Annotated in this window: 23 protein-coding genes, 2 tRNA genes and 1 pseudogene; 7 read left to right on the top strand and 19 right to left on the bottom strand. The window is 72.1% G+C overall.

Features of this window, described 5'->3' with window-relative positions; translation table 11 throughout:
* Positions 1-103: 103 nt before the first annotated feature.
* The 5 genes from E0493_RS12780 to E0493_RS12760 are packed head-to-tail and all read right to left on the bottom strand — an operon-like array spanning position 104 to position 4766.
* On the bottom strand, positions 104-1819 hold the full coding sequence (locus E0493_RS12780; RefSeq protein ID WP_160937338.1) for a polysaccharide biosynthesis/export family protein: 1716 nt from the start codon (positions 1817-1819) through the stop codon (positions 104-106).
* Entirely contained in the window at positions 1809-2993 is a 1185-nt protein-coding gene (locus E0493_RS12775) for a capsule biosynthesis protein (protein ID WP_235913749.1), read from the bottom strand. Before E0493_RS12775 ends, E0493_RS12780 begins: the two co-directional genes overlap by 11 nt.
* A complete protein-coding gene (locus E0493_RS12770) occupies positions 2962-3609 on the bottom strand; it encodes an ABC transporter ATP-binding protein (protein WP_160937337.1) in 648 nt (215 codons plus the stop codon). The genes E0493_RS12775 and E0493_RS12770 overlap by 32 nt, the downstream gene beginning before the upstream one ends.
* A gap of 6 nt (positions 3610-3615) precedes the next feature.
* Positions 3616-4416 (bottom strand): ABC transporter permease, encoded by an 801-nt coding sequence (locus E0493_RS12765; protein ID WP_367614510.1) that lies wholly within the window; start codon positions 4414-4416, stop codon positions 3616-3618.
* The gene (locus E0493_RS12760) at positions 4413-4766 is read right to left on the bottom strand and encodes a hypothetical protein (protein WP_160937336.1); all 354 of its coding nucleotides are present in this window, start codon (positions 4764-4766) and stop codon (positions 4413-4415) included. Before E0493_RS12760 ends, E0493_RS12765 begins: the two co-directional genes overlap by 4 nt.
* 330 nt (positions 4767-5096) lie before the next feature.
* Between E0493_RS12760 and E0493_RS23900 the strand changes: the two genes are divergently transcribed.
* Both E0493_RS23900 and E0493_RS12750 read left to right on the top strand, forming a co-directional pair.
* Positions 5097-6803, top strand: coding sequence for a capsular polysaccharide export protein, LipB/KpsS family (locus E0493_RS23900; protein WP_160937335.1), 1707 nt, complete (start codon positions 5097-5099; stop codon positions 6801-6803).
* Positions 6800-7579: an SDR family NAD(P)-dependent oxidoreductase gene (locus E0493_RS12750; protein ID WP_160937334.1), complete on the top strand. Its 780-nt coding sequence runs from the start codon at positions 6800-6802 to the stop codon at positions 7577-7579. The genes E0493_RS23900 and E0493_RS12750 overlap by 4 nt, the downstream gene beginning before the upstream one ends.
* A 250-nt stretch (positions 7580-7829) precedes the next feature.
* On the opposite strand, the pseudogene E0493_RS23385 reads toward E0493_RS12750, so the two are convergent.
* The 6 genes and pseudogenes from E0493_RS23385 to E0493_RS12720 form a co-directional block, all read right to left on the bottom strand.
* Positions 7830-8810: pseudogene (locus tag E0493_RS23385) on the bottom strand (MFS transporter); the annotation flags it as partial.
* A 300-nt stretch (positions 8811-9110) separates the two neighbouring features.
* Positions 9111-10295: an enolase C-terminal domain-like protein gene (locus tag E0493_RS12740; RefSeq protein ID WP_160937332.1), complete on the bottom strand. Its 1185-nt coding sequence runs from the start codon at positions 10293-10295 to the stop codon at positions 9111-9113.
* A gap of 2 nt (positions 10296-10297) precedes the next feature.
* A complete protein-coding gene (locus E0493_RS12735; protein ID WP_160937331.1) occupies positions 10298-11470 on the bottom strand; it encodes a CaiB/BaiF CoA transferase family protein in 1173 nt (390 codons plus the stop codon).
* 108 nt (positions 11471-11578) lie between these two features.
* Positions 11579-12112 (bottom strand): hypothetical protein, encoded by a 534-nt coding sequence (locus E0493_RS12730; RefSeq protein WP_160937330.1) that lies wholly within the window; start codon positions 12110-12112, stop codon positions 11579-11581.
* A gap of 224 nt (positions 12113-12336) precedes the next feature.
* On the bottom strand, positions 12337-12726 hold the full coding sequence (gene cueR / locus E0493_RS12725) for a Cu(I)-responsive transcriptional regulator (RefSeq protein WP_160937329.1): 390 nt from the start codon (positions 12724-12726) through the stop codon (positions 12337-12339).
* Positions 12723-15095, bottom strand: a complete 2373-nt coding sequence (locus E0493_RS12720; RefSeq protein ID WP_160937328.1) for a heavy metal translocating P-type ATPase — start codon at positions 15093-15095, stop codon at positions 12723-12725. The genes cueR and E0493_RS12720 overlap by 4 nt, the downstream gene beginning before the upstream one ends.
* 81 nt (positions 15096-15176) lie before the next feature.
* Between E0493_RS12720 and E0493_RS12715 the strand changes: the two genes are divergently transcribed.
* Both E0493_RS12715 and E0493_RS12710 read left to right on the top strand, forming a co-directional pair.
* Positions 15177-16187 (top strand): trypsin-like peptidase domain-containing protein, encoded by a 1011-nt coding sequence (locus E0493_RS12715; protein WP_160937327.1) that lies wholly within the window; start codon positions 15177-15179, stop codon positions 16185-16187.
* 84 nt (positions 16188-16271) lie between these two features.
* On the top strand, positions 16272-16517 hold the full coding sequence (locus E0493_RS12710; protein WP_160937326.1) for a hypothetical protein: 246 nt from the start codon (positions 16272-16274) through the stop codon (positions 16515-16517).
* 33 nt (positions 16518-16550) lie between these two features.
* Here E0493_RS12710 and E0493_RS12705 read toward each other — a convergent pair whose 3' ends face one another.
* The gene (locus tag E0493_RS12705) at positions 16551-17426 is read right to left on the bottom strand and encodes a helix-turn-helix transcriptional regulator (RefSeq protein WP_160937325.1); all 876 of its coding nucleotides are present in this window, start codon (positions 17424-17426) and stop codon (positions 16551-16553) included.
* 113 nt (positions 17427-17539) lie between these two features.
* Between E0493_RS12705 and E0493_RS12700 the strand changes: the two genes are divergently transcribed.
* A complete protein-coding gene (locus tag E0493_RS12700; RefSeq protein WP_160937324.1) occupies positions 17540-18376 on the top strand; it encodes an extracellular solute-binding protein in 837 nt (278 codons plus the stop codon).
* Between the two features lie 56 nt (positions 18377-18432).
* Here the strand turns inward: E0493_RS12700 and E0493_RS23120 are convergent, their stop codons facing one another.
* From E0493_RS23120 to rlmB, 7 genes are all read right to left on the bottom strand, one after another.
* Positions 18433-18579 carry a hypothetical protein gene (locus E0493_RS23120; protein ID WP_202397101.1) on the bottom strand — a complete coding sequence of 49 codons (147 nt, stop codon included), beginning with the start codon at positions 18577-18579 and terminating at the stop codon, positions 18433-18435.
* On the bottom strand, positions 18576-19241 hold the full coding sequence (gene mobA, locus E0493_RS12695; RefSeq protein WP_160937323.1) for a molybdenum cofactor guanylyltransferase MobA: 666 nt from the start codon (positions 19239-19241) through the stop codon (positions 18576-18578). Before mobA ends, E0493_RS23120 begins: the two co-directional genes overlap by 4 nt.
* Positions 19231-20121, bottom strand: coding sequence for a formate dehydrogenase accessory sulfurtransferase FdhD (gene fdhD / locus E0493_RS12690; RefSeq protein WP_160937322.1), 891 nt, complete (start codon positions 20119-20121; stop codon positions 19231-19233). Before fdhD ends, mobA begins: the two co-directional genes overlap by 11 nt.
* Before the next feature lie 182 nt (positions 20122-20303).
* Positions 20304-20933 carry a hypothetical protein gene (locus tag E0493_RS12685; RefSeq protein WP_160937321.1) on the bottom strand — a complete coding sequence of 210 codons (630 nt, stop codon included), beginning with the start codon at positions 20931-20933 and terminating at the stop codon, positions 20304-20306.
* A 188-nt stretch (positions 20934-21121) separates the two neighbouring features.
* A complete protein-coding gene (locus tag E0493_RS12680) occupies positions 21122-21310 on the bottom strand; it encodes a hypothetical protein (RefSeq protein ID WP_160937320.1) in 189 nt (62 codons plus the stop codon).
* Positions 21311-21322: 12 nt separating this feature from the next.
* Complete coding sequence (locus E0493_RS12675; protein WP_160937319.1) at positions 21323-21556, bottom strand: hypothetical protein; 234 nt, start codon at positions 21554-21556, stop codon at positions 21323-21325.
* Between the two features lie 116 nt (positions 21557-21672).
* A complete protein-coding gene (gene rlmB / locus E0493_RS12670; protein WP_160937318.1) occupies positions 21673-22572 on the bottom strand; it encodes a 23S rRNA (guanosine(2251)-2'-O)-methyltransferase RlmB in 900 nt (299 codons plus the stop codon).
* A 136-nt stretch (positions 22573-22708) separates the two neighbouring features.
* Here rlmB and E0493_RS12665 point away from each other — a divergent pair.
* Positions 22709-22791 (top strand) — tRNA-Tyr (locus E0493_RS12665).
* A 96-nt stretch (positions 22792-22887) separates the two neighbouring features.
* A tRNA-Gly gene (locus E0493_RS12660) sits at positions 22888-22961 on the top strand.
* Positions 22962-23084: the final 123 nt, after the last annotated feature.

Below are 23084 nucleotides of genomic sequence, written 5' to 3'. Positions count from 1 at the left end.
CTCTTTTCCGCCGGTTCCCGTGCTGGCGGAACGCGTGCGCCAGAGCTGACGGAAAGAAGACGGGTGGGCGGGGGAATTCCTTCCCCCGCCCTTTTCCGGCGGACTACTGGAAGATCCGCACCGAGAGTGCCGACTGGTAGATGAGCTGCAGCAGGTCCCGCGTGATCTGGAAGCTCTTGGCGCCGAGCTGCGGCAGGATGATCAGCTCGTCACCCGGGCGCGGCCCCTCGCGCGGGTCAAGGATGATCTGGCCGCTGGCGCGCCGGATCATGACGCCGCCGCTGTCGCCGCGCTGGGTGTAGCCGCCGGCCTTCTCGACATACTGGTCGATCGTCATCTTGGGCTGCCACAGCACCGCCTGCGGCGCGATCACCTCGCCCGCCACCAGCACGGTGTCGGAGCGCTCGGGGATCACGATGGTGTCGCCATCCTCCAGCCGGACGGGCGAGCAGCGGCCGCCGTTGTCCATCACCACCAGGCGCCCCTCCGGCTGGATGCGCCTGCCGCGCTGGATGTAGTTGGAGACGAGTTGCGCCTCCTGGCTGCGGATCTCGGCCACGCCGGTGGTCGCGGAGGTGGCGGTGAAGAGCTGCCGCTCCAGGCGGTCCAGCGCCTCGTTGATGGCGCGGCGCTGTTGCGCGGCGATGCGCTTGCGCAGCAGGTAGACCGACCTGGTATCCGCCAGCGCCGGGTCAACCGCCACGTGGTCGAGCACCTGGCAGAGGGTGATGTCGCGGTCGGCCACCAGCACCGAGGGGCCGATCCGGCTGCCCTCGACGAACACGCGCACGGTAGGGGCAGGGGCGTCGGTGATGAAGGTGACGACGTCCTGATCGAGCAGCGACTGCTTGCGCAGCTGCGCCACGTCCACGTAGCGCGACCAGGGCTGGCCGCTGCGGGTGCCGCGGATCACGGCGTTGGTGGCCGAGGGGAGCGGTCCGGCGAGGTCCACCAACTCGCTGCCACTCATCGCGCGGCCATCCACCTCGAAGAGGAAATTGTTGCGCACGGCGCCATCCGCCGAGATCGTCGCGCCCTGCTTGCCGACCACGATGGTGTCGCCGTCCTGCAGGGTCAGCTTGGGGAGCTGGCCGCGCAGCAGGAAGGGATAGAGGTCGATCCGCACCACCGCGCGGCCGCCACGGTTGACCACGATGTTGCGGTAGGAGCCGCGCACCGGGTCCACGCCGCCGGCGCGCAGCAGGAAGTCGAGCACTGTCTCGGAGCCGGAGCCCATGTGCCGGCCCGGCGTCTTGACGAAGCCGGTGACATAGACGCCGATCTGGCTGGCCGAAAGCAGCACGGCATAGACCTGCACCTGCTGCGTGTAGACCCGCCGCACCTCCCCCTCGACCGTGCGCTGCAGGTCGCCCGCCCGCACGCCGCCCAGGCGCAGCGGCCCGATCGAGGGCAGGAACAGGTTGCCTTCCGGGTCGATCGCGCCGACCACCTCCGACTCCACCGGCCCCCAGACGCGCACGCTGACGCGGTCGCCCGGGCCGAGGCGGTAGTTGGGGTTGGCGCTTTCCGACGGCGTGGGAGCGCCACGGGTGAACAGGGCGGAGCCGAACACCGTGCGGCTCGGGCCTTCGGGGCGCAGCGGATCGGCCAGCGGGCCTTCCGCGATGGCGCCCGCCTCGGCCTCGGTGGCGGTGCCGGCGCGGTTGACGATGTTGCTGTCCGGCAGCAGCTGCGGCACCTGCTGCGGCTGGCCCATGAGGGCGGGAACCGGCGCCGACAGGTTCTGGGTCCGGGCCGGTGCCCCGCTGGCCGCCAGCAGGACCAGGGCGGCGGAGAGCAGCGCGCGACTAGAGGGCATGTTCACGGATTCCTGCAACCAGCATCCAGCCAATGCCGTAAAGGGCCGACAGCACCACGAAGACGCTCAGCACGATCAGCGAGGCGCGGGGATAGAGGGGGTACTCGGCGAGGTTCGGCTCCACCACGCGCGAGAGGAAAAGCTGCTGCCGCTGGGCGTCGAGCCGCGCCGTTTCCAGCGAGGCGGTGGCGGAGGCGAGCTGCTTGTCGGCGAACTCCCGTTCCAGTTGCAGCCGCTCGTAGGTGGCGAGCTGTCCGGGGAGGGCCGCGCTGCCCTGCGTCATGCGCTGGCGCTGGGCCGCGATCTCCGACTGCAGCGAGCTGATGCGGTTCTTCAGGTTGTTGATCGCCGGGTTGTCCGGCCGCATGAAGGCCGATTTCTCCTGCAGCTCGGCCCGCGCGGCGGTCAGCAAGCCTTCCAGCGAGCCGAGCCCCTCCAGCCCGATGGCGGCGCTGCGGGTCGGGTCCACCGCCTGCTCCCGCTGCCGCCAGGCCGTGAGCGCCGCCTGCGACTCCAGCACGCGGCGTTCGGCGCGCTGCAGCTCCTCGTTGGCCACGCGCAGCGTCTCCTCGCGGGCGCGGGCGGAGAGCTGGTTCACGAAGGCCTCCGCCAGCCGGAGCTGCTCCTCCGCGATCAGCTTCGCATCCTCGGGCCGGAAGCCGCGCGAACGCAGGGTGGTGATGCCGGAGGTGGAGTCGTTCTTCACCGTGGTCATGCTGGAGTGGTAGAGCTCAAGGAACTCGATCGGCGGATCCGCGAACCACAGCCGGGCGAGGGGGTCGGCCTCGGGGCGGCGGTAGAGGCCGGTCAGCTCGATGTTCCGCTCCAGCGCGTAGAGAGCGTCGTGCGAATGCAGGTAGTCGCGGACGGCAAGCGATTCCTCGCCCGACTGCTTGAAGCCCGCCGCTCCGATCATCTGGCCGAGCGCGGTCGCGGCGCCGTTCTCCTGCCGGCCGCGCACGAGGAAACGCGCCTCGGAGACATATTGCCCGGTCGCGAAGAGGTAGAGATAGGCCGCGGTCAGCAGGGTCGGCAGCACCACGAGCAACAGGTAGAAGCGGCGCCGCCACAGGGCGCGCACCAGCGGCGAGCGGCGCCGCCTGCCGGCGGAGGCGCTCGGGGGAATGCCGGCCAGGCCCGCGTCAGAGGCCCTGGTAGGCGGCGATAGCTTCATCGACGTCCTCGTAGAATTCCAGCATGCCGTTCCGCAGGATCGCGGCCGTGTCGCAGTAGCGTTTCACGTGCGAGGCATTGTGCGAGATCATGATCATTCCGGCGCTCCGGCGCCGCACCTCGAACACTTCGAGGCATTTGTTGGCGAAGCGGGCGTCGCCGGTGGAGAGCGCCTCGTCCACCAAGTAGCACTCGAAGTCCACCGCGAAGGAGAGCGCCATCAGCAGGCGCGACCGCATGCCGGAGGAGTAGCTCTTCACCGGCTCGTGGAAGTAGGCGCCCAGCTCGGAGAAGTCGGCCACGAACTCCTCCGTGCGCTGCAGCGAGAGGCCGTAGAGCCGGGCGATGAAGCGCGCATTGGCGATGCCGGTCAGGCTGGTGTGCAGGCCATAGGCTCCGCCGAGCGGCCAGGAGATGGACATGGTGCGGCGGATGTAGCCGCGCGTCGGCGCCTCGACGCCGGCCAGCATGCGCATCAGCGTCGACTTGCCGGCGCCGTTGCGGCCGAGGATGCCGACATGCTGGCCCCGCCGGAAGCAGGCGTGGATGCCACGCAGCACAGCCTTCCGGCCCTGGCGGCTCTCGAACACCTTCCAGACATTGTGGAGCTCGAGCATGGCGGCTCAGTCGGAGATGCTCAGGCGCACCCGGGCCACCCGCAGCCCGGCCATTCCCAGCAGGTTCAGCATGATGATCCAGAGCAGCACGTAGCTGACGTCGTAGTAGGGCGTGACGCGATCACCGAACATGGCCCAGCGGTTCATCTCGTGCACATGCACGAGCGGGTTCCACAGCAGCAGCTCGCGCGTTTCCTGCGGCATCATGTCGAGCATGAAGAAGGAGGCCGAGATCGGCAGCATCAGGTAGGTGAAGGGATGCACCAGGTGCTCCACCCATTCCCAGACCACCTGCGCTGATGCGAGCACCATGGCCAGCCCGTGGGCCAGCAGCGCGCTGAGCGTCAGGCCGAAGATGAACAGCGCCGGCTGATGCGGCGGCTCGCCCATGAAGAGGGTGGCGATCACCATGTAGAGCGCGATGACCGTGCTGCAGACCATCGCTTCCATGAGGTTGCGCGACACCATCACGTCCAGCAGCGTGATCCGGCTGTGGTGCAGCAACGAGATGTTGGCGTGGATGGCGTGCGCGCCCCGGTTCACGATGGAGCGGAACATCATGAAGGGGACATAGCCCAGCGCGTAGAACAGGAAGACGGGCAGCCCGTTCGGCAGATCGGAGCCGCTCAGCCAGTGCAGCAGCGAGATCAGGCTGGAAAGGATGATCGGCTCCGCCATCAGCCACAGGATGCCGAGCCGGCTGCGGCCGACACGCGTCAGCATCTCGCGGATGAACAGCGCGCTGATGACGCCGACCTGCGCCGCCACAGCGCCCGTCTGCTCGCGGCGGGGCACATCGCCGATCACGGCCGGCCCACCGCTCCCCCGCGCAACAACGGCCGTGCTGCCGCCCAGCCTGCGGGTTCGCCGCAATAGAGCGCCTCACGCGGCACTCCGGCGCCGCCGATGGCCAGCGCGCGGCAGGGATAGCCGCTTGCCGCGAAATAGCTGCGCGCCACCCGTACCGGAACGGGCAAGGCGCCTGGCGCGGGCGCCAGCATGGCCTGCTGCCCGGGCTGCGCCTGCGCCGCAAAGGCCGCCAAGGGATCGGCCGGCCGCGCGGGCGGCAGGACCGCCGTGGCCGGGCTTGCTTCCGCGCCCACGTCGCTCCGGCGGGAAAAGCTGCCGCAGCCCGCCAGCATCAACGCCAGGAGCATCAGTCCAATCAGCGGCATCCGGGCGGCGAACGAGAAAAGGCCAAGTTTTGGCTTCCCGATCACGCAGGCTTGCACACGGTCTTGCATGGGCGGAACCTAACCGACTGGAACCCCTCTGGCAAAACATCCCGTGATCGCGTGGGAGAAATATCTTTAAAGATGATTTTCGCGTCTTGCGAGACCTTGCCGGACCGCGACATCGCCTTTCCCGGGGCAGCGTTATGCGACGCGTCGCGGCTGATGGCATTCTGGCCCGGGCACCGGCTCGTATCCCCAGAACATGCGACAGCCTGGATCCTCCCCGAGGCGGCTCCGGCGCCTGCGGGAGGGGTGCCGATTCTCCGCTATGCACCCGGCCCGCTGCGCTCCCCCTGCTTCAACGGGCGGCACGCCCCGGTGGCGCTGCTGGTGCATCCGGCAGCGCCACCCCTGGCGGACGCGGCGGCGCTGGACCGTGCCCGGGCGGTGGCCGCGCGCGTCGCCGCGGAGCGGCTGGGCGGCGAGCCCGGCCTGCCCGATCCGGGCGCCGCGGGACTGCAGCTGCCGCAGCGCGGCGCCGTGCTGGTGATGGATCCATGCGACCCCGCCGGCGTGCCGGCGGCGCGCACCGCGCTCGCCGCCGCGCAAGCCGCCGCGCGGGGCCGGGCGGTGCTGCTGGCGCGCGATCCCGCCGCCCGCGCCGCGGCGCCACCGCAGCTCGTGCCGCCCGCCGGCGCAACGGCGCTGCCGCAGCGCCTCGCACCCTGGACCCTGCTCGACCTGGCTGCGGACCTCTACGGCGCGTCGCCCGAGATGACGCTCCTCGCATCCGCCAACGGGGTGCCGGTCGGCGGAGCCTTGCTGGACCCGGCACCCCGCTGGGCCAAGCTGATCGCCGCCACCCGCTGCGCCGATCCCTTTCTGCACCGCCCCTGGCGCATCGAGCAGGCGCTCGACCAGCTCGCCGCCTGGCAGGCCGCGCAGCGGGAGAACCGGCGCGTCGCTGTCTGCCTGGGCATCGCCGCCTGGAAGCGGCGCCGCGTGGCGGCGCTCTTCGCCCATGCCGGAGGAGCCCCCGCCTTTGTGCGGCGACCGCAACGGGCCATCGCCGCGGCGAAGCGGCAGGGTGGCGCCGTCGCCGCCTGGGCCGGCGCCATGCCGCCGGGCTTCCGCGAGGACTGCGCGCGCGCGGGGGTTCCGCTGCTGACCGTGGAGGACGGGTTTGTCCGCTCACGCGGGCTTGGCGCCCGCTTCCTGCCCGGAGCGGCCTATGCGGTGGACCAGCACGGCGTCTACTACGATCCCGCGCGCCCCAGCGCGCTGGAGCACCTGCTGACCACCGCCGATTTTCCGCCCCGCCTGCTGGCGCGTGCGGCCGCGCTGCGCCAGGCCATCGTCGCGCGCGGTGTCACCAAGTACAACCTGACCGGCGCCGCCCCCAGGATTGCCGCGCCGCCCGGCCGGGCGCGCCTGCTGGTCCCGGGGCAGGTGGAGGACGATGCCTCGGTGCGGCTCGGCGGCGGCGCCATCGGCGGCAACCTCGCCCTGCTGAAGGCGGTGCGCGCGGCCCATCCCGGGGCCTTCCTGATCTACAAGCCGCACCCCGACCTGGAGGCGGGCTTCCGCAAGGGCCGCCTGCAGGCCATGGAACTCGACGCGCTGGCCGACCAGGTGGTGACGGGAGCGCCGCTGACGGCCCTCTTCCCCCAGGTGGAGGCGGTGCACACCCTGACCTCGCTTTCCGGCTTCGAGGCGCTGCTGCGCGGCGTGCCGGTGGTCACCTGGGGGCAGCCCTTCTATGCCGGCTGGGGACTGACCGAGGACCGCAACCCGCCGCCGCGCCGCGGCCGCGCGCTCTCGCTGGATGAACTGGTCGCCGCCGCGCTGATCCTTTTCCCGCGCCAGGTGGACCCGGTGACCGAACTGCCCTGCCCGCCGGAGGTCATCCTGGAGCGGCTGGACGATCCCACGGCCTGGAAGCTTTCGCCCTTCACCCTGCACCGGGGCTTCGAGGGCTGGCTGCGCGGCGGGCTGGCGCGGCTGCGGCGGCGGCGATGAGGCGTGTGTTCCGCAGCGTCGTCATCACCGGCGCCTCACGCGGCCTCGGGGCCGCGCTGGCGCGGCGCTTCGCGGCGCCGGGGGTGACGCTGGGCCTGATCGGCCGCGACCGCGCGGCGCTGGAGGCAGTGGCGGCGGACTGCGCGGCACGCGGCGCGGCGCCGCGGACCGGCGTGCGGGATGTGCGGGACGCCGCCGGCATGGCCGCGCTGCTGGAAGCGTGGGAGAGGACCGCGCCGGTGGACCTCGCCATCGCCAATGCCGGCATCGCCGCCGGCACCCGGCCGGACGGCGCGCCGGAAGGGCTGGCCGCCGCCCGGGCGCAGGTGGAGGTGAACCTGCTCGGCGCGCTCAACCTGCTGGACCCGCTGCTGCCCGGGATGCGGCGGCGCGGCACGGGGGCGGTCGGTCTGGTGGCCTCGCTGGCGGCCTTTCGCGGCCTGCCCGACAGCCCGGGCTACTGCGCCAGCAAGGCCGGGCTCTGGGCCTATGGCGAGGCGCTGCGGGCGGGGCTGGCGCCGGAGGGGGTCCGTGTCACGCTGGTGGCGCCGGGGTTCTTCGACAGCGCGATGGGGGCGCGCTGGGTGGGGCCGCGTCCGCTTTCCCTCAGCGCCGACGCGGCGGCGGCGCGGGTGGAGGGCGCCTTGCGGCGTGGCGCGGCGCAATGCGTCTTTCCCTGGCCGCTCGGCTGGGCCCTGCGGCTGGCGCCGCTGCTGCCGGCACGGACGGTGGATGCCGTGGTGCGGCGAATGGCCTTTCAGGTGCGGGGGGAGTGACGGCCATGGCTGGCTCCGCTCCGCGCCGCAGGAACAGCACGCTGAGCAAGCCGAAGGCGGCGAGCTGCCCGGCCGCGGCGAGGAAGGCCGCCGCATAGCTGCCGCTCCAGCCCACCAGCGCGGTGAAGGCCAGCGGGCCGCAGATCGAGCCGAGGAAGCCGAACAGGCTGGCGGCGGAGGTGACATCGCTGACCAGCCCGGCGGGGGCGACGCGCGCCAGCTCGGCGATGTGCACGCCGTTCCAGCCGATGGCGGTGAACCCAACCAGCGCGGCGCAGAAGTAGAGGGCCCAGGAAGGGAGCGCCGAGGGCCCGGCGCCGCCGACGGCGAGCAGCAGCGCCACGGCCAGCGCCGAGACGACCGACTGCACGACGAGATGGCGGAGCGCGTTGCCCATGCGGTCGGCGGCCCAGCCCAGCACCACCCGGCCCACCATGCTGGCGCCCTGCATCACCGCGACGATGCGGCCGGCCTCGGCCAGCGAGGCGCCGTGCGCCGCCACCATGTAGGTGGCGATGAAGGCCATCAGGCAGGCCTGCATCACCGAGAAGGAGGCGCCGAGCGCGGTCAGCAGCGGCAGCGAGGGATGGGTGCGCAGGATGCGCACCGAGCGCAGCAGCGCGGCGGGGGCGAAGAGCGCGCGGCCCCAGCCCGGCCGGCCGGCGCCGCGCTCGCTGTCCAGCAGGCGGCGGAAGGGCTGCGCGACCAGGATGGTGGCGAGCACCATGCCGACCACGCTCCAAAGCGTGGCTGTGAGGCCCTGGCTGACCACCAGCGGGGCGATGGTCAGCCCGGCCAGCGCGCCGCCCAGCGGCACGCCGGCCTGCTTGATGGAAAAGATCAGCGTGCGGTGCCGCGGCGGCGCGGCACGGATCAGGATCTGGCTGCCGGCGGGGGTGTTCGGCCCGGTGCCGAAGCCGATGGCCAGCGCGCCCAGCAAGCTGAGCAGGCCAAGCGGCTGGGAGAGCAGGAACAGGCCGAGCGCCATGCAGCCCAGCCCGATCTGCAGGGCGCGGATGGCGCCGAAATTGCCGAGCATCGGCCCGCCGCAGGCCAGGAACCAGCAGATGCCGGCGGACAGCAGGGCGGAAACGAAGCCGATGCTTTCCGGCGGCAGGCCGGCACGCGCCATCAGCGGCGGGCCCAGCAGCGGGATGGCGATGGAGGCGAAGGAACTCACAGTCTGAACGATCAGCGTCGCAATGAGCGCGCTGGCCCACAAAGGCAGCATCAATCCGGGTTCCGCTTCCTCCGGCGGGGATTTGCGCGCCCCGCTCCTTCGCCACTGTGGCGGAACCGCGCCACGGCGCCAAGGCGGCGGACGGAACCGGGGGAGAATGAATTCTCCCCAGGCCCCTTCTTCTTTTTCCTGTCCGTCGTGCCGCGCCTCCGGCACGCGCTCGCGCCGGGGCTGGAGCAGCCCCGGCGACCGCGACCACCGGAGTGGTCGAGTGCGGCCGTTGCCACGGCCGGGACCGGAACCCGACCGAAGAAGGGGGGTCTGGGGGGAGTTCACTCCCCCCAGGCTTTTTCAGTCCAGCAGCGTTTTCAGCACGGCGTGGAGCGCCGCCTTGCGTTCGAAGCCGATGCCCGGCGCGTCGGGCATGCGGATGCGGCTGTCCTGCACCGGCGTGTCGTCGGCGAAGCCGCCAAAGGGCGCGAAGACCTCCGGATAGCTCTCGTTGCCGCCGAGGCCGAGGCCGACCGCGATATTCAGCGCGAACTGGTGGCCGCCATGCGGCACGCAGCGGCGCGGCGACCAGCCGTGGCTGCCCAGCATCTCCAGCGTGCGGAGATACTCGACCAGGCCATAGGAAAGGGCGGGGTCGAACTGCAGGATGTCGCGGTCCGGCCGCAGCCCGCCATGGCGGATCAGGTTGCGCGCGTCCTGCATGGAGAAGAGGTTCTCGCCGGTGGCGATCGGGCCGCTGTAGTGCTCGGCGAGCGCCGCGTGAGTGCTGTAGTCCAGCGGGTCCAGCGGCTCCTCGTACCAGCGCAGGCGGTAGGGCGCGAGGGCGGCGGCATAGGCCAGCGCGGCGTGCAGGCCGAAGCGGCCGTTGACATCCACGCAGAGCCGGGAACCATCTCCGCCGAGCAGCTTGAGCACCGCCTCGATGCGCTTGAGGTCGCCCGGCAGCGCCTCCTTGACCGGCACGCCCGGAGCGCCGCCGATCTTCATCTTCACCACCGAATAGCCCATGTCGAGGTAGCGCTGCATTTCCTCGACAAGCTGGTCCACGCCCTTGCCGGGATAGTAGTAGCCGCCGGCGGCGTAGATCCAGGCGCTCTCGTCCGCCTGGCCCTGGCGGTAGCGCGCGGCCAGCAGCTTCCAGAGCGGCACGCCCTCCAGCTTCGCCGCCGCGTCCCACAGCGCCATGTCCAGCACGCCGACGGCGACCGAGCGCTCGCCATGGCCGCCGGGCTTCTCGTTGCGCATCATGGCGGACCAGGCGCCGGCCGGGTTCAGCCCGCCCTCGGGCGTGGCGAGCAGGGCCTCCGGCGCCTCCAGCAGGCGCGGGATGAAGCGCTCCTTCAGCAGGCCGGGCTGCGCGTAGCGGCCGTTGGAGTTGAAGCCGAAGCCGGTGGCGCTGCGGCCGTTGCCGTCCTCCACGGTGACGGCGACGATGCTCGCCGTCATCTTGGAGAAGTCGATATAGGCGTTGGCGATGTCGCTGCTGATCGGCGCGACGCCGTCGCGGATGGCGGTGATGCGCATGGCTAGATGGCCTTCCTGGCGCGGAGCGAATCGATTTCCTCGGGTGCGAAGCCGAACTCGCGCAGCACGGAGGTGGTGTGCTCGCCGCGCTCCGGCGTCGGCCGCCGCGGCGGTTCCACGCCTTCGAGCTGCATCGGCGGCCGCACCAGGGTGATCTCGCCGAGCTGCGGATGCGGCACCGGCCAGGCGAGGCCGAGATGCCGCACCTGCGCGTCGGCGAAGACCTGGTCCATGCTGTAGACCGGGCCGCAGGGCACGCCGGCGGCGTTGAACTTCTCCACCCAGTTGGCCGCGGTGTCGGTCTCCAGCCTGGCCTGGAGGACGGCGTTGGTCCTGGCGCGGTTCCTGGAGCGCAGCGCGTCGGTGGCGAGCTCAGGGTCGGCCGCCTCCTGCTCGATGCCGAGCACGGCGACGATGCGCCGCCACATCTCGCCGCCACCGCCGGCGATGTTGATGACGCCGTCGCTGGTGCGGAACAGGCCGGTCGGGATGGTGGTGGGGTGGTCGTTGCCGGCCTGCTTCGGCACCTCGCCCTTCATGGTCCAGCGGGTCGCCTGGAAGTCCATCATGGCGACCATGGCCTCCAGCAGGGAGGTGTGCACCCAGCGGCCCTTGCCGGTCTGCTCGCGCTCCAGCAGCGCGACCAGGATGCCGATGGCGGTGTAGAGGCCGGCGGTGAGGTCGGCCACCGGGATGCCGGCGCGCACCGGGCCCTGGCCCGGCAGGCCGGTGACGCTCATCAGCCCGCCCATGCCCTGGGCGATCTGGTCGAAGCCCGGGCGCTTCGCGTAGGGGCCGTCCTGCCCGAAGCCGGAGATCGAGCCGAGGACGATGCGCGGGTTGATGGCGGCGAGCGACTCGTAGTCGATGCCGAGGCGGCTTTTCACGTCGGGGCGGTAGTTCTCCACCACCACGTCGGCCTGCTCGACCAGCCGCCTGAACACCGCCAGCCCGTCGAGCGACTTCAGGTTCAGGGTGATGGAGCGCTTGTTGCGGTGGACGTTCTGGTAGTCCGGGCCGTGCGTGTCGCCGCCCAGGCCCTTGCCGGTGTCGATCTCCTCGGGCGCCTCGATCTTGATGACGTTGGCGCCCCAGTCGGCGAGCTGGCGGACAGCGGTGGGGCCGGAGCGGACCCGCGTGAGGTCGAGCACGGTGAAGCGGGCGAGCGGCAGCATGGCCTGGGGTTCCTCCGTCTGGCATGGCCCGGGCGGCGCCCCTGACGGGCGCCCGGAGCCGTGCGGGCAGAGTAGCCCTGTGTGCCGCCGCGAAAACCCCTGCCGGGTTCAGCCGAGCGGGCTGTCGGAAAGACGGGCGAAGGGGCCGTAGAGATCGCAGAGATCCGCCGCATCCGTCAGCCGCTTGTAGCGCAGGGCCGAAAAGGGCTCCTGCGGCTGAACGGCGAGGAGCTGCTTGCCCTGGCGGTCCAGGAAGAGGCGGTGGCTGAAGCTGTCGCCGCGGTGGATCACGTAGATATCACGCATATCCGCCGCCTTGTCGGCGATGTCGTTGAGCGCCCAGCGACGCCAGGCGACCGACCAGCCCTCCTTGGTGCGGGTCAGCGCGCGCGGGTCCATTTCGGCGTGACGGGCGAAGAAGTCGGCATGGCTCTCCGCCAGCCGCTCCAGCTCGGCGCGCAGGCGGGCGACGATGGGGTTGAGGCTGGGCGGCAGCTCCGCCACCTCGCGGTGGACGTCGGTGCCGCCATAGCCGGTGAAGCGCGTCCGGTTGTAGTCGGCCAGGGGCGATGCGCTGCGCGGCCCGCCCGGCACCACATCCGGCATTGCCGGCATTGCCGGACCCTTCCACAGCTCACTCATTTGCCCTGCCTCCTGCTGGCGGTTCCCTTCTGGCAGGGAAATGGTGAAGGAGTCGTTTTCAGGAGGCGCCGCAGGAAAAAGGCCGGTGGAAGGAATTCCTCCGGCCTTTGCCTACGCCGCAACGATGTAGCCTTCCTCCGTCACCCGTTCCGTCAGGCGCTGGCGCGGCAGGCGGGTGGTGACGCGCCCGGTCTTGCCCTGCGCGTTCAGGGTGTGGGTCTCGCTCATGAGCTTTTCTCCAGCTCGTCCAGGATCGGGCAATCGGGGCGGGCATCGCCGTGGCAATGCGCCGCCAGGTGGCGCAGGCTGGCGGCCATGGCCTGCATCGCCTGCGCCTTGCTTTCCAGCGCCGCCACATGCGCCAGCGCGATGCGGCGCACATCGGCGCTGGCGCGGTTGCGGTCGCCCCAGAGGGCCAGGAGCTTGCGCACGTCCTCCAGCGGAAAGGCCAGCGCCCGCGCATGGCGGATGAAACGCAGCACCGCGAGATCGGCCTCCGCATAGTCGCGGTAGCCGTTGGCGAGCCGCTGCGGCCTCACCAGCCCCTGCGTCTCGTAGTGGCGGATCATCTTCGCGCTGACGCCGGAACGCCGCGCCGCCTCGCCGATGTTCATGCCCGCGCCTTCCAGCGGGTCAGCAGCAGCGCGTTGGACAGCACCGCCACCGAGGAGAAGGCCATTGCGGCGCCGGCCAGCGCCGGGGAGAGATAGCCAAGCGCCGCCAACGGGATGCCCAGCGTGTTGAAGCCGAAGGCCCAGGCCAGGTTCTGGCGGATCTTCGCCAGGGTGGCGCGGGTGATGGCCAGCGTGGCGGGCACCAGTTGCGGATCGGAGCGCAGCAGCGTGACATGGGCGGCGGCGATGGCGGCATCCGTGCCGCTGCCCATGGCGATGCCGAGATCGGCGGTGGCGAGGGCGGCGGCGTCGTTCACGCCGTCCCCGACCATGGCGACGCGCGCGCCGCCCCGCTGCCAGGCGGCCACCTGCTCCGCCTTGCCTTCCGGCAGCACCTCGGCCGCCACCGCGCCGATGCCAAGCTGCTGCGCCACCGCCCGCGCCGCGGCCGGGCTGTCGCCGCTCACCATGGCCGTGCGCACATGCTGCGCCGCCAGCGCCTGCACGGCCTCGGCGGCACCGGCGCGCGGCATGTCGGCGAAGGCGAACAGCGCCAGGGCGCGCCGGCCGGCAGGGTCGATCAGCCAGGAGAGGGTCTGTCCCTCGGCTGCGGCGGCCTGGGCGGCGGCGGCCAGCTCGCCAGGCCCGGCGCCGCTCTCCGCCAGCAGGCGCTGGCTGCCCAGCGCCAGGCGCCGGTCCTCCACCACGCCTTCCACGCCGCGCCCTGGCAGGGCGCGAAAGGCCTCGGCTGGCAGCGGGTACCCGCCGGCGGCCTCCAGCACCGCGCGGGCCAGCGGGTGTTCGCTGCCGGCCTGCAGGCTGGCAGCCGCCGCCAGCGCCGCCTCCCGCGAGGTGCCTGGCGCCGGGTACAGGACGGCAAGGCGCGGCCGGCCCTCGGTCAGGGTGCCGGTCTTGTCGAAGGCGACGAGAGTGATCTGTCCGGCCTGTTCGATGGCGGCGGCGTCGCGAACCAGGATCCCGGCGCGGGCCGCCGCGCCGGTGCCCGCCATGATGGCGGCCGGCGTCGCGAGGCCGAGCGCGCAGGGGCAGGCGATGACCAGCACCGCCACCGCGTGCAGGATGGCCGGCGCCACCCCGCCGCCGGCCAGCAGCCAGCCCAGGAAGGTGAGGGCGGCGATGCCGACCACAGCCGGCACGAAGACGGCGCTCACCCGGTCCACCAGTTTCTGCACCGGGGCGCGGCTGGCTTGCGCCGCCTGCACCAGCGCGGCCACCTGGGCGAGGCGGGTGTCGCCGCCCACCGCGGTGGCGCGCAGCACCAGGCGGCCGTCCAGCGCGACGGTGCCGGTGGCGACGTGGTCGCCGGGGTTCTTCTCGACGGGGCGGCTCTCGCCCGTCAGGGCGCTCTCGTCCACGCCGGCGGCGCCCTCCTCGACGCTGCCGTCGGCGGGGATGCGCTCGCCGGGACGGACCACCACGCGGTCGCCGGCATGCAGCGCACCGATCGGCACCTCCTCCTCGCGGCCATCGGCGCCGAGGCGACGGGCGGTGCGGGGGCGCAGCGCCAGCAGCTCGGCAATGGCGGCGCCGGTGGCGCGCTTGGCGCGGGCCTCGAAGAAGCGGCCGAGCAGCACGAAGGCGATGACCACCGCCGAGGCTTCGAAATAAAGGTGTGGCTCGCCCTGCAGGAGCTGCACGAGCGAGAGGCCGTAGGCGGCGCTGGTGCCAATGGCGACCAGCAGGTCCATGTTGCCGGTGCGCGCCTTCAGCGCCGCCCAACCGGCGCGGTAGAAGCGCCAGCCCAGCCAGAACTGCAGCGGCGTCGCCAGCAGGAGCTGCATCCAGCCCGGCGGCATCCAGTGCCGGCCAAACAGCATCCCGGCCATGCCGACGAGAAAGGGAGCGGCCAGGGCAAAGGCCAGCGCCAGCTCGGCCACGTCGCGCCGGGCGCGGGCCGGCTGGGCGGTCTCCTCAGGCCCGGCCTCGGTTCTGAGGGGCTTGTAGCCGGCCTTCTCCACCGCCGCCGCCAGCAGGGCGGGGTCGAGCCCGGCCAGGGTGCGCAGATGCGCCCGCTCGGTGGCCAGGTTGACCGAGACCTCCAGCACGCCCGGCACCTTGCGCAAGGCCTGCTCGACGCGCCCGGCGCAGCTCGCGCAGGTCATGCCGCCGACGGCCACGTCCTGCGTGATCTCGCCGACGCCGTAGCCGGCCTTCTCCACCGCCGCCGCCAGCTCGGCCAGGCTGGCGGTGCCCTCGGCCTCCACGCGCTCGCTGGCCAGGTTGACACGCGCGGCGGTGACGCCGGGAACGCGCTTCAGGGCCCGCTCGACGCGCCCGGCGCAGCTCGCGCAGGTCATGCCCGTGACGGGCAGGGAAAGGGTCTGGGAAGGTGGATGCTGGTCCGGCATGGGCCGAAGATGGGGATTCCCACAATGGGAAGGTCAAGTGGGTGGATTGACGCTTCTCGCGTGGCGCGGAACATCTCCTCCATGCACCGCGCCGCCCTGCTGCTCGCCCTTCTCGCCACCCCGGCCGCCGCCTTTGCCCAGGCGCCGGCAGGGGAGCACGAGATCCAGGTCGTCAACCGCACCGGCCAGGACGCCGTTGCCCTCCATGCCGTGCGCGACGGGCGCGCCAACTGGGGGCAGAACACGCTGCCCCGCCCGATGCCGACCGGAAAAGCCTTCACCCTGCGCACCCGCGCCCAGGCGGGCTGCCGCTTCGACATCCGCATGGTGATGGCCGACCGGCGCGAGGCCGTGCTGCGCGACCGTGACATCTGCGCCCAGCCGCGCGTGGTGGTGGAGGCCTCCGACCTGCGTGCGGCACCCAGCCAGCCGGCGCCCGGCACGCCGAATCCCCGCGCGCGAATCTCCTCCGGCACGGGCTTCGTGGTGGGGACGGACCGGGTGTTGACCAACCAGCACGTCGTCGGCGGCTGCGACCGCATCTTCGTCCGCACCGCCGACGGGCGGATGCTGCCGGCCGTGCCGCCCGCCAAGGTGGACGCCGCGCTTGATCTCGCCCTGCTGGCGGTGCCGGGCAACCCCGGCGAGGTGCTGCCCTTCCGCCGCGCGCCGGAGGTGCGGCGAGGGGAGGGTGTGATCGCCTACGGCTTCCCGCTGCCGGGGCTGCTCTCCTCCGACCCCAAGCTGACGCGCGGCGAGGTGAACGGGCTGGCCGGGCTCGGCAACAATGCCAGCCACTATCAGATCAGCGCCGAGGTGCAGCCGGGGAACTCCGGCGGGCCGCTGCTCGACCTGCACGGGCATGTGGTGGGCGTGGTGGTCAGCAAGCTGCATGCGCAGAATATCGCGAAGCGCATCGGCGACATCCCGCAGAACGTGAACTTCGCGGTGAAGGGCGACGCGGCGCAGGCGTTCCTGCAGCGCGCCGGGCTGGCGCCGCAGGCCGAAGCCAGCCGGGGCGAGGAGATGAGCGCGGCGGATGCGGGCGAGATCGCCAACCGGGGAACGGTGTTCATCCGCTGCGAACGGTGAAGGCCGAGGGGGCGCCGCCCTTTCGGGCTCCCCCGCCAGGGGCCAGGCGGCCCCCGGACCCGGCATCAGTCAGGGAGAACCTCGATGGACGCGAAGAAGACAGCCCTGGTGGCCCTGGCGCAGGCCGAGCGCGGTGACTGGGAGGCCGCGCATCAGGTGGTGCAGGCCCATGAGGGCAGTGCGGCCTGCGACTGGGTCCATGCGCACCTGCACCGATGGGAAGGCGATGCAGGCAATGCCGCCTACTGGTACCGCCGCGCCGGCCAGCCGGTGGCGCGTGGCGACCTCGCGGCCGAGCGCGCCGCGATCCGTGCCGCCCTGGAGACATGACGGCGGAAGGCCAGGGCGGCGCGTCGCCGGCGCTCAGGCGCGGAACGCGACGCTGCCGGTGGTGCCGATGTCGTACCCGGTCAGCCTTTCGGCCCTGCCGGCGAAGCCGCCGCTTCGGGCAAAGGTGAGCAGCGCCTGAAGCTGGGGGCTGAACCAGTCCTGCGCGCGGGCCACCAGGTCGAAGCGCTCGCGCACCAGCGGCAGGAAGGAGAGGCCCCGCGCCATCGCCTCGGCGCGAATGCCGAAGCCGGCCTCGGCCCGGCCCTCGGCGACGGCGGCGGCCACCTCGTCCTCCGCCAAGGCGGGCGGCGCCACGAAGCGGATGGTCTCCAGGCGGATGCCCGCCTCGGCCAGCAGGTGCATCAGCAGCAGGTGGCTGCCCGCGCGGGACTGCCGGCCGATGACGCGGATCTCGGGCCGGGTCAGGTCGGCGATGCCGGTGAGGCCGCGCGGGTTGCCGGCGGGGAGGATCAGCCCCTGCTCGCGCCAGGCCCAGACCAGGCCGACGGCCTGCGCATCGGGCAGCAGGTCGCGCACGCTGGCCTCGTTGAAGGCGCCGCCGTCGGGGTCGGGCAGGTGGACGGCGGCGGCGAGGGCGCGGCCTTCCGCCAGCGCCTCCAGCCCTGACAGGCTGCCGCCGCCGGCGATCGCCAGGCCGCAACCGGACTGCCGCACGGCCCAGTCGAGCAATGGATCATGGCTGCCCGCGAGGATCGGCGGCGGATCGAGCCGCGTGGCCTGCGGACCCGCCTCGCGTGCCATCCAGCGCAGCAGCAGCGCGCGGGGAAAGACCCACTTGCCGGCCAGGAACACCGCCGGAAGGCGGCGCTGGCGGGCAAGATCATAAAGGGCGCGTTCCGAGAGGCGGAGCAGAAGCGCCGCTTCCTTGAGCGTCAGGAAATCTGGCATGCGGAGGCAGAATCCGGCAGGTGGTGCATTATGGAGTCCGGGCAGTGGGGTTGGGTGCGGCGTTTGCCGTGCCATCTTGCTCCAAGCACCAATGCCAGCCCGGAACCAGAGCCATGCGCCGACGTCCTTTCCTTGCGGTTGTTCCCTTGTTGCTCGGCCTGCTGGTGGCGCTGCCGGCGCCGGCGCAGGAACCCAGCATCACCGTCGCTTCCACCACCTCCACCGAGCAGTCCGGGCTGTTCGGGCATATCCTGCCGATCTTCACCAGGGCGACGGGCATTCATGTGCGCGTGGTGGCGCTGGGCACGGGGCAGGCGCTCGATGTCGGGCGACGGGGCGATGCCGACGTCGTCTTCGTGCATGACCGCGTGGCGGAGCGGAAGTTCCTTGACGAGGGCTTCGCGACCAGCCGCCACCCGGTGATGTACAACGACTTCGTGCTGGTCGGCCCGAAGGACGACCCGGCCGGCGTGAAGGCGGCCGGCTCCGATATCGTGCGGGCGCTGCGGCGCATCGCGGAGAGGAAGACACCCTTCATCAGCCGCGGCGACCGCTCGGGCACCCATGCGGCGGAACTGCGGCTGTGGAAGATGGCGGGCATCGACCCGGCGCAAGGGCGCGGAGACTGGTATCGCGAGATCGGCCAGGGCATGGGCCTGGCGCTGAACACCGCCGCCGCCGCCGATGCCTACCTGCTCTCCGACCGCGGCACCTGGATCAGCTTCCGCAACCGGCGGGACCTCGCCGTGCTGACGGAGGGGGACAAGCGGCTGTTCAACCAGTACGGCGTGATGCTGGTGAATCCGGCCCGGCATCCGCAGGTGAAAGCCGAGGAAGGCCGGGACTTCATCGACTGGCTGATCTCGGAGCCCGGCCAGCAGGCCATCGCCGGCTACAAGATCGACGGGCAGCAGCTTTTCTTTCCAAACGCCGACGAACCTGAAGGCTGAAGCTCCAGGAGGGGACTTCCTTCCCCTGAGCCCCTCAGCCCCTGGCGCGGGCGCCGCTACTCCGGCTGCGTCGTGGGCGAGAGCCGCACGCCGGAGGTGTGGAAGGCTTCCGCGGCGCTGCGCTGCACCTCGCCTTCCAGCACCAGGGCGGCAACGACGGCGATCGCGGCGGCGGCGGCGAGGCCGGTGATGAAGGCTTTCATGGCGGGTGCTCCGTTCCCCGGAATGGCTTGCCTGAAGCTATGGGCGGCGCCGCCCCCTGCTGCAAGAGGGCTTCGGCGACGGCAAGGTCCTCGGGCGTGTTGGCGTTGTAGAAGGGGTCAATCGGCGAGGCCGGCCATTCCGCCTCGGCGCAGCCGAGCCGGGCGGTCCAGCGGTCGATCTTGCGCTCGCCGCCCTCCAGGGCGGCGCGAAGCTCGCCGCGCAGCGCCACCGGCCAGAGGCCGACCGGCGGATGCGCCCAGCCCCCCGAGCGGGCACAGGCCAGCGGAACCGCCGCCGCCGCGCGGGCGGTGTGCAGCCGCGCCACCAGGTCAGCGGGGATGAAGGGCGAGTCGCCGGGCACCGAGGCCACCCAGGCAAGCTCCGGACGCTGTTCGGCCACCCAGTCCAGCGCGGCCAGGATGCCGGCGAGCGGCCCGGGGTGATCCGGCAGGCCGTCCGCCACCACGGGCAGGCTCCAGCCGGCGAACCGCGCCGGATCGCCGTTGGCGTTCAGCACCAGGGCGGCGACCTGGGGGCGCAGCCGTTCGAGCACATGCCCCAGCAATGGCCGGCCGCCGAGCGGGCGCAGCGGCTTGTCGCCGCCGCCCATGCGGCGGGCAAGGCCGCCGGCGAGGACGACGCCAAGGGTGTCAGGCATCATGGTTCTCGGCCTCCCGGCTGTTCTTGCGCCAGTGGCGGGGGCTTTCCTCGCCGTCCCGCTTCGGGTCGGCGTCGAAGACGATGCGGTGCTCGCCGGCCAGGGCGATGAAGCGGCTGCCCTTGCAGCGGCCGACCAGCGTCAGCCCCACCTCGCGCGCCAGCTCCACCCCCCAGGCGGTGAAGCCGGAGCGCGAGAGCAGGATGGGAATGCCCATGCGTACCGTCTTGATCACCATTTCCGAGGTGAGCCGGCCCGTGGTGTAGAAGATCTTGTCGGCGCCCGGCTCGCCGTTGCGGAACATCCAGCCGGCGATCTTGTCCACCGCGTTGTGGCGGCCGACATCCTCCATGTAGACGATGGGCGCATCCTCCCGGCAGAGGGCGCAGCCATGGATGGCGCCGGCCTCCAGGTAGAGCGTCGGCAGGGTGTTGATGGCGCGCAGCAGGCCATAGAGCCAGGACGTCCGCAGCTCCGCCTCCGCCGGCAGGCGGGAGCGGGAGAAATTCTCCATCAGGTCGCCAAAGGCGGTGCCCTGGGCGCAGCCGGAAGTGAGCGTCTTCTTCTTCAGCCTGGCCTCGTGATCGGTCGGCCGTTCCGTGCGCACCACGACGACGCCGAGATCCTCGTCGTGGTCGATGGCCGAGACGGTGTCGTCCGGGCGCAGCATGTTCTGGTTGAGAAGATAGCCCAGCGCCAGATCCTCCGGCCGGTCGCCGATCGTCATCATGGTGACGATCTCCTGGCCGTTCAGGTAAAGCGTCAGCGGCCGCTCGACGGTGACGCTGACCTCGACCTGCGCGCCATGCTGATCCAGCCCGCGCAGGCGGCGGGTCAGGCGGGGATCGGTCGGGTCAGGGCGGACGCGCAGGGAATCGGGCATGGGGAAGAGATGCGTCCGCATCCGGCGGCACTCAATCCCTGGCGCGAAGGGCGGGATGAATGAATTCCCTCTCCACTCCCCTTCTTTTTCTGTCGGTCCGGCCCCGCGCCGGCCAGCTGCACGGGCGGCAACTCGAAGAAAAAGGCTGGAGGTCTGGGGGAACTCATTCCCCCGGGGCTTTTTCACTTCCCGCCGCCGCGAAGGGCCAGGGGGCGCATCAGGAAGGCAGTGCCCCAGCCCCAGCCGCCGTTGATGACGAGCCATTGCCACCAGGGATCCCCGAAGCCCGGCACGCGGGGCAGGAAACTCAGCAGGCTCAGGCCCAGGGCGCCGAAGAGAAAGCCGGTCAGCAGGTCCGGCAGGGCGTGAACCGCCCGCAGCACCAGTGCCAGCACGCCGCCGCCCAGGGCGCCGGCCAGCATCAGCCCGTAGAGCGCCGGCAGGCCGCTGCCGGCCAGCGGCGCGAAAAGGAAGCCGCGCTCCGGCACCAGGTGGAAGACCTGGTGCAGCACGAAAAGGCTGGACTGATGAAAGGCGGGGATGGCGACAGCCCCCACCGCCAGCCCTCCCGCCAGGGCGCGACGGGCCCAGAAAGGCACCGGGCGCAGGAGCAGCCGTGCCATCACCAGCGCCCCCGCGCCCAGGCCGGCGGCTTGGGCGAGGGAGGGAAGCGCGAGGTCGTCGAGCGCCGCGCCGAGCGGCAAGGGCGTGCTGCCGCCGTTTCCCGCCATGACCCGCGCCACCAGGAAGAGGAGCAGCCCGAGCGACGCGCCGCAGAAAGCGGTGCGCAGCAGCCAGCGGATCCCTGCCATCGGAGGCGACCGCGCTCAGCGCAGGCCGGAGGTGGAGCGCGCGTGGCGGGGCAGCGCCATTCTGGCGGCGGTGATCGGGTCCATGGCCGACACTCCTGTTGTCAGGCTTTCGGTAGGACGCCAACCCGCGGCATGCAAGCTGCAGATGTGAGTGGGCCTGTGTTGTTCTCCCGTTCGGTTCGGCTGGGCTAGAAGGTTTGCAGCCAGGCCGCCGCGGCCCTGCCATGGGCAATGGCGACGATGGAGCCCGTGCCCTCGCCGGGTAGGAACTCTTCCAGCGGCCGGAAGCGGACATCAAGCGCGTGCTGCCGCGCCATGGCGCGCGCCAGGCGCTCCTGCGCGGGCGTGAGGATGCGGATCTCGGTGGCCTCTTGCATGGCGGCGGCGCCTCAGGCCCGGAGCACGGGGCCGAAGGCGTCGGCGCTGGTGGCGCGCACCACCGCGGCGAAGAGGCGCAGGGCGTCGGGGCCGCCCTGATCGAGCAGGGCACCGTCCTCCATTTCGCGCGCCAGCAGCTCGGCATGGCCGGCGAGTGTTTCGGCGGCGCGGCGCAGCGCCTCCTGCGACAAGGCGAGCTGCTGCTGCTCGGAGAAGTCGTGCCAGTGGGTGGACCGTTTGGACATGGGGAGGAAGTCCTGAAGCTGGGCCATCCTGGCATCGGATCCGCCTTGGTGGCGGCGCGGCCAGGATGGCGCGCAGGTCTTAACGGCCCCTGAAGCCGGGTGTCCTCCCCGTTATGTTACTTCTCCCGGACCAGCTCGTAGAGCGCCACCGCCGCCGCGACCGAGACGTTGAGGCTTTCCACGGCGCCGGTAATCGGCAGCCGCACAAGCTCGTCGCATGTCTCACGCTGGAGGCGGCGCAGGCCGCTGTCCTCGGCGCCGAGCACCAGCGCGACCGGCCGGTTCTTCGGCTTGGCCTTGGCCAGTTCGGCGGCGGCCTCGCCGGCCAGCCCCATCACCCAGTAGCCGGAGCGCTGCAGCATCTGGATGGTGCGCGCCAGGTTCACCTCCCGCACCACCGGCACAACTTCCAACGCGCCGGCGGCCGCCCGCGCCATCGCGGCTGTCTCGGGCGGGGCGTTGCGGTCCTGCATCACCACCGCGGCGGCGCCAAAGGCGGCGGCGGAGCGCAGGATGGCGCCCACGTTGCGCGGGTCGGTCACCTGGTCCAGCAGCAGCACCGGGCCGCGCGAGCGGGCCAGCGCCTCCTCCAGCGGCGTGGGTGGCAGCGGCTCGCAGAGCAGCGCGGCGCCCTGGTGCACGGCATCCTCGGGCAGAAAGGTCTGGAAGCGGTTGCGCTCCGCCCGCTCGGCCTGCACCGGCCACGGCTTCGGGCGCCGGGCCAGCAGCGCCTGCTCGGCCTCGGTGGTCACCAGCAGCCGGCGCAGGCGGCGGCGCGGGTTGCCCAGCGCGGCGGCCACCGCATGCAGGCCATAGAGCCAGTGCGTGCCCGCCTCGGGGCGCTCGCGGGTGCCGGGGCGCTCGGCGGCGGCGGGATCAGGGCGAGGGCCGCGCGGCGAGGGTCGCTCGCCGCCGGCCGGAGAGGGCATGCGGGCATGCGGGGCGAGGGCCGGGCCTTCGGCGCGGCTGCGGGACGGGGGGCGCGGGCCGGCGGGCCGGCGAGGTGGGCGTGACATGGCGGCATCCTGCGGATCGGCGGCGCGGGCGCAAGCGGTTGAACGCCGGATTCTTCGCGCGGTTCGTTCAGGGTGCGTTGACAGCCCCCACGAAAACGGGATAGAGCGCGGCGCTCCCGATGGCCGGGGAAAGCGCGGAGGGGTGCCCGAGTGGCTAAAGGGGACGGACTGTAAATCCGTTGGCGCACGCCTACGTTGGTTCGAATCCAACCCCCTCCATACCGGCCTGCTCGCGACCGGCGTCGCGATGCAGCCGGGGCTAAGTCCCGGTTGTAAGGCGCCACGGCGCGGCGTACGTTTCGGATGCCGTGCAGTGCGGGTGTAGCTCAATGGTAGAGCCCCAGCCTTCCAAGCTGGTTGTGCGGGTTCGATTCCCGTCACCCGCTCCATGCCCTGCCGGGGTAACAGGAGCGGGCGCGGAACCATGGGCCAGACCAGTTATCGTGCGCCGGTATCGGCGCTGGACCGACAGGGTGACCGATAGATGGCGAAAGCTAAGTTTGAGCGGAACA

Source organism: Teichococcus coralli (assembly GCF_009829925.1).
GTDB classification, from domain to species: domain Bacteria; phylum Pseudomonadota; class Alphaproteobacteria; order Acetobacterales; family Acetobacteraceae; genus Pseudoroseomonas; species Pseudoroseomonas coralli.
This window is presented reverse-complemented; position numbering and strand designations above follow the sequence as displayed.

Coding starts and splice junctions, on each gene's coding strand:
- fdhD (WP_160937322.1), bottom strand. CDS start 20,121: ATGCCCGATTCCCTGCGCGTCCGCCCTGACCCGACCGATCCCCGCCTG.
- E0493_RS12720 (WP_160937328.1), bottom strand. CDS start 15,095: ATGCCGGACCAGCATCCACCTTCCCAGACCCTTTCCCTGCCCGTCACG.
- E0493_RS12675 (WP_160937319.1), bottom strand. CDS start 21,556: ATGTCCAAACGGTCCACCCACTGGCACGACTTCTCCGAGCAGCAGCAG.
- E0493_RS12705 (WP_160937325.1), bottom strand. CDS start 17,426: ATGCCAGATTTCCTGACGCTCAAGGAAGCGGCGCTTCTGCTCCGCCTC.
- E0493_RS23120 (WP_202397101.1), bottom strand. CDS start 18,579: ATGAAAGCCTTCATCACCGGCCTCGCCGCCGCCGCCGCGATCGCCGTC.
- E0493_RS12710 (WP_160937326.1), top strand. CDS start 16,272: ATGGACGCGAAGAAGACAGCCCTGGTGGCCCTGGCGCAGGCCGAGCGC.
- cueR (WP_160937329.1), bottom strand. CDS start 12,726: ATGAACATCGGCGAGGCGGCGCGGCGTTCCGGCGTCAGCGCGAAGATG.
- mobA (WP_160937323.1), bottom strand. CDS start 19,241: ATGATGCCTGACACCCTTGGCGTCGTCCTCGCCGGCGGCCTTGCCCGC.
- E0493_RS12780 (WP_160937338.1), bottom strand. CDS start 1,819: ATGCCCTCTAGTCGCGCGCTGCTCTCCGCCGCCCTGGTCCTGCTGGCG.
- E0493_RS12760 (WP_160937336.1), bottom strand. CDS start 4,766: ATGCTCCTGGCGTTGATGCTGGCGGGCTGCGGCAGCTTTTCCCGCCGG.
- E0493_RS12730 (WP_160937330.1), bottom strand. CDS start 12,112: ATGAGTGAGCTGTGGAAGGGTCCGGCAATGCCGGCAATGCCGGATGTG.
- E0493_RS12680 (WP_160937320.1), bottom strand. CDS start 21,310: ATGCAAGAGGCCACCGAGATCCGCATCCTCACGCCCGCGCAGGAGCGC.
- E0493_RS12775 (WP_235913749.1), bottom strand. CDS start 2,993: ATGAAGCTATCGCCGCCTACCAGGGCCTCTGACGCGGGCCTGGCCGGC.
- E0493_RS12770 (WP_160937337.1), bottom strand. CDS start 3,609: ATGCTCGAGCTCCACAATGTCTGGAAGGTGTTCGAGAGCCGCCAGGGC.
- E0493_RS12715 (WP_160937327.1), top strand. CDS start 15,177: ATGCACCGCGCCGCCCTGCTGCTCGCCCTTCTCGCCACCCCGGCCGCC.
- E0493_RS12700 (WP_160937324.1), top strand. CDS start 17,540: ATGCGCCGACGTCCTTTCCTTGCGGTTGTTCCCTTGTTGCTCGGCCTG.
- E0493_RS12735 (WP_160937331.1), bottom strand. CDS start 11,470: ATGCTGCCGCTCGCCCGCTTCACCGTGCTCGACCTCACGCGGGTCCGC.
- E0493_RS12685 (WP_160937321.1), bottom strand. CDS start 20,933: ATGGCAGGGATCCGCTGGCTGCTGCGCACCGCTTTCTGCGGCGCGTCG.
- rlmB (WP_160937318.1), bottom strand. CDS start 22,572: ATGTCACGCCCACCTCGCCGGCCCGCCGGCCCGCGCCCCCCGTCCCGC.
- E0493_RS12740 (WP_160937332.1), bottom strand. CDS start 10,295: ATGCGCATCACCGCCATCCGCGACGGCGTCGCGCCGATCAGCAGCGAC.
- E0493_RS12750 (WP_160937334.1), top strand. CDS start 6,800: ATGAGGCGTGTGTTCCGCAGCGTCGTCATCACCGGCGCCTCACGCGGC.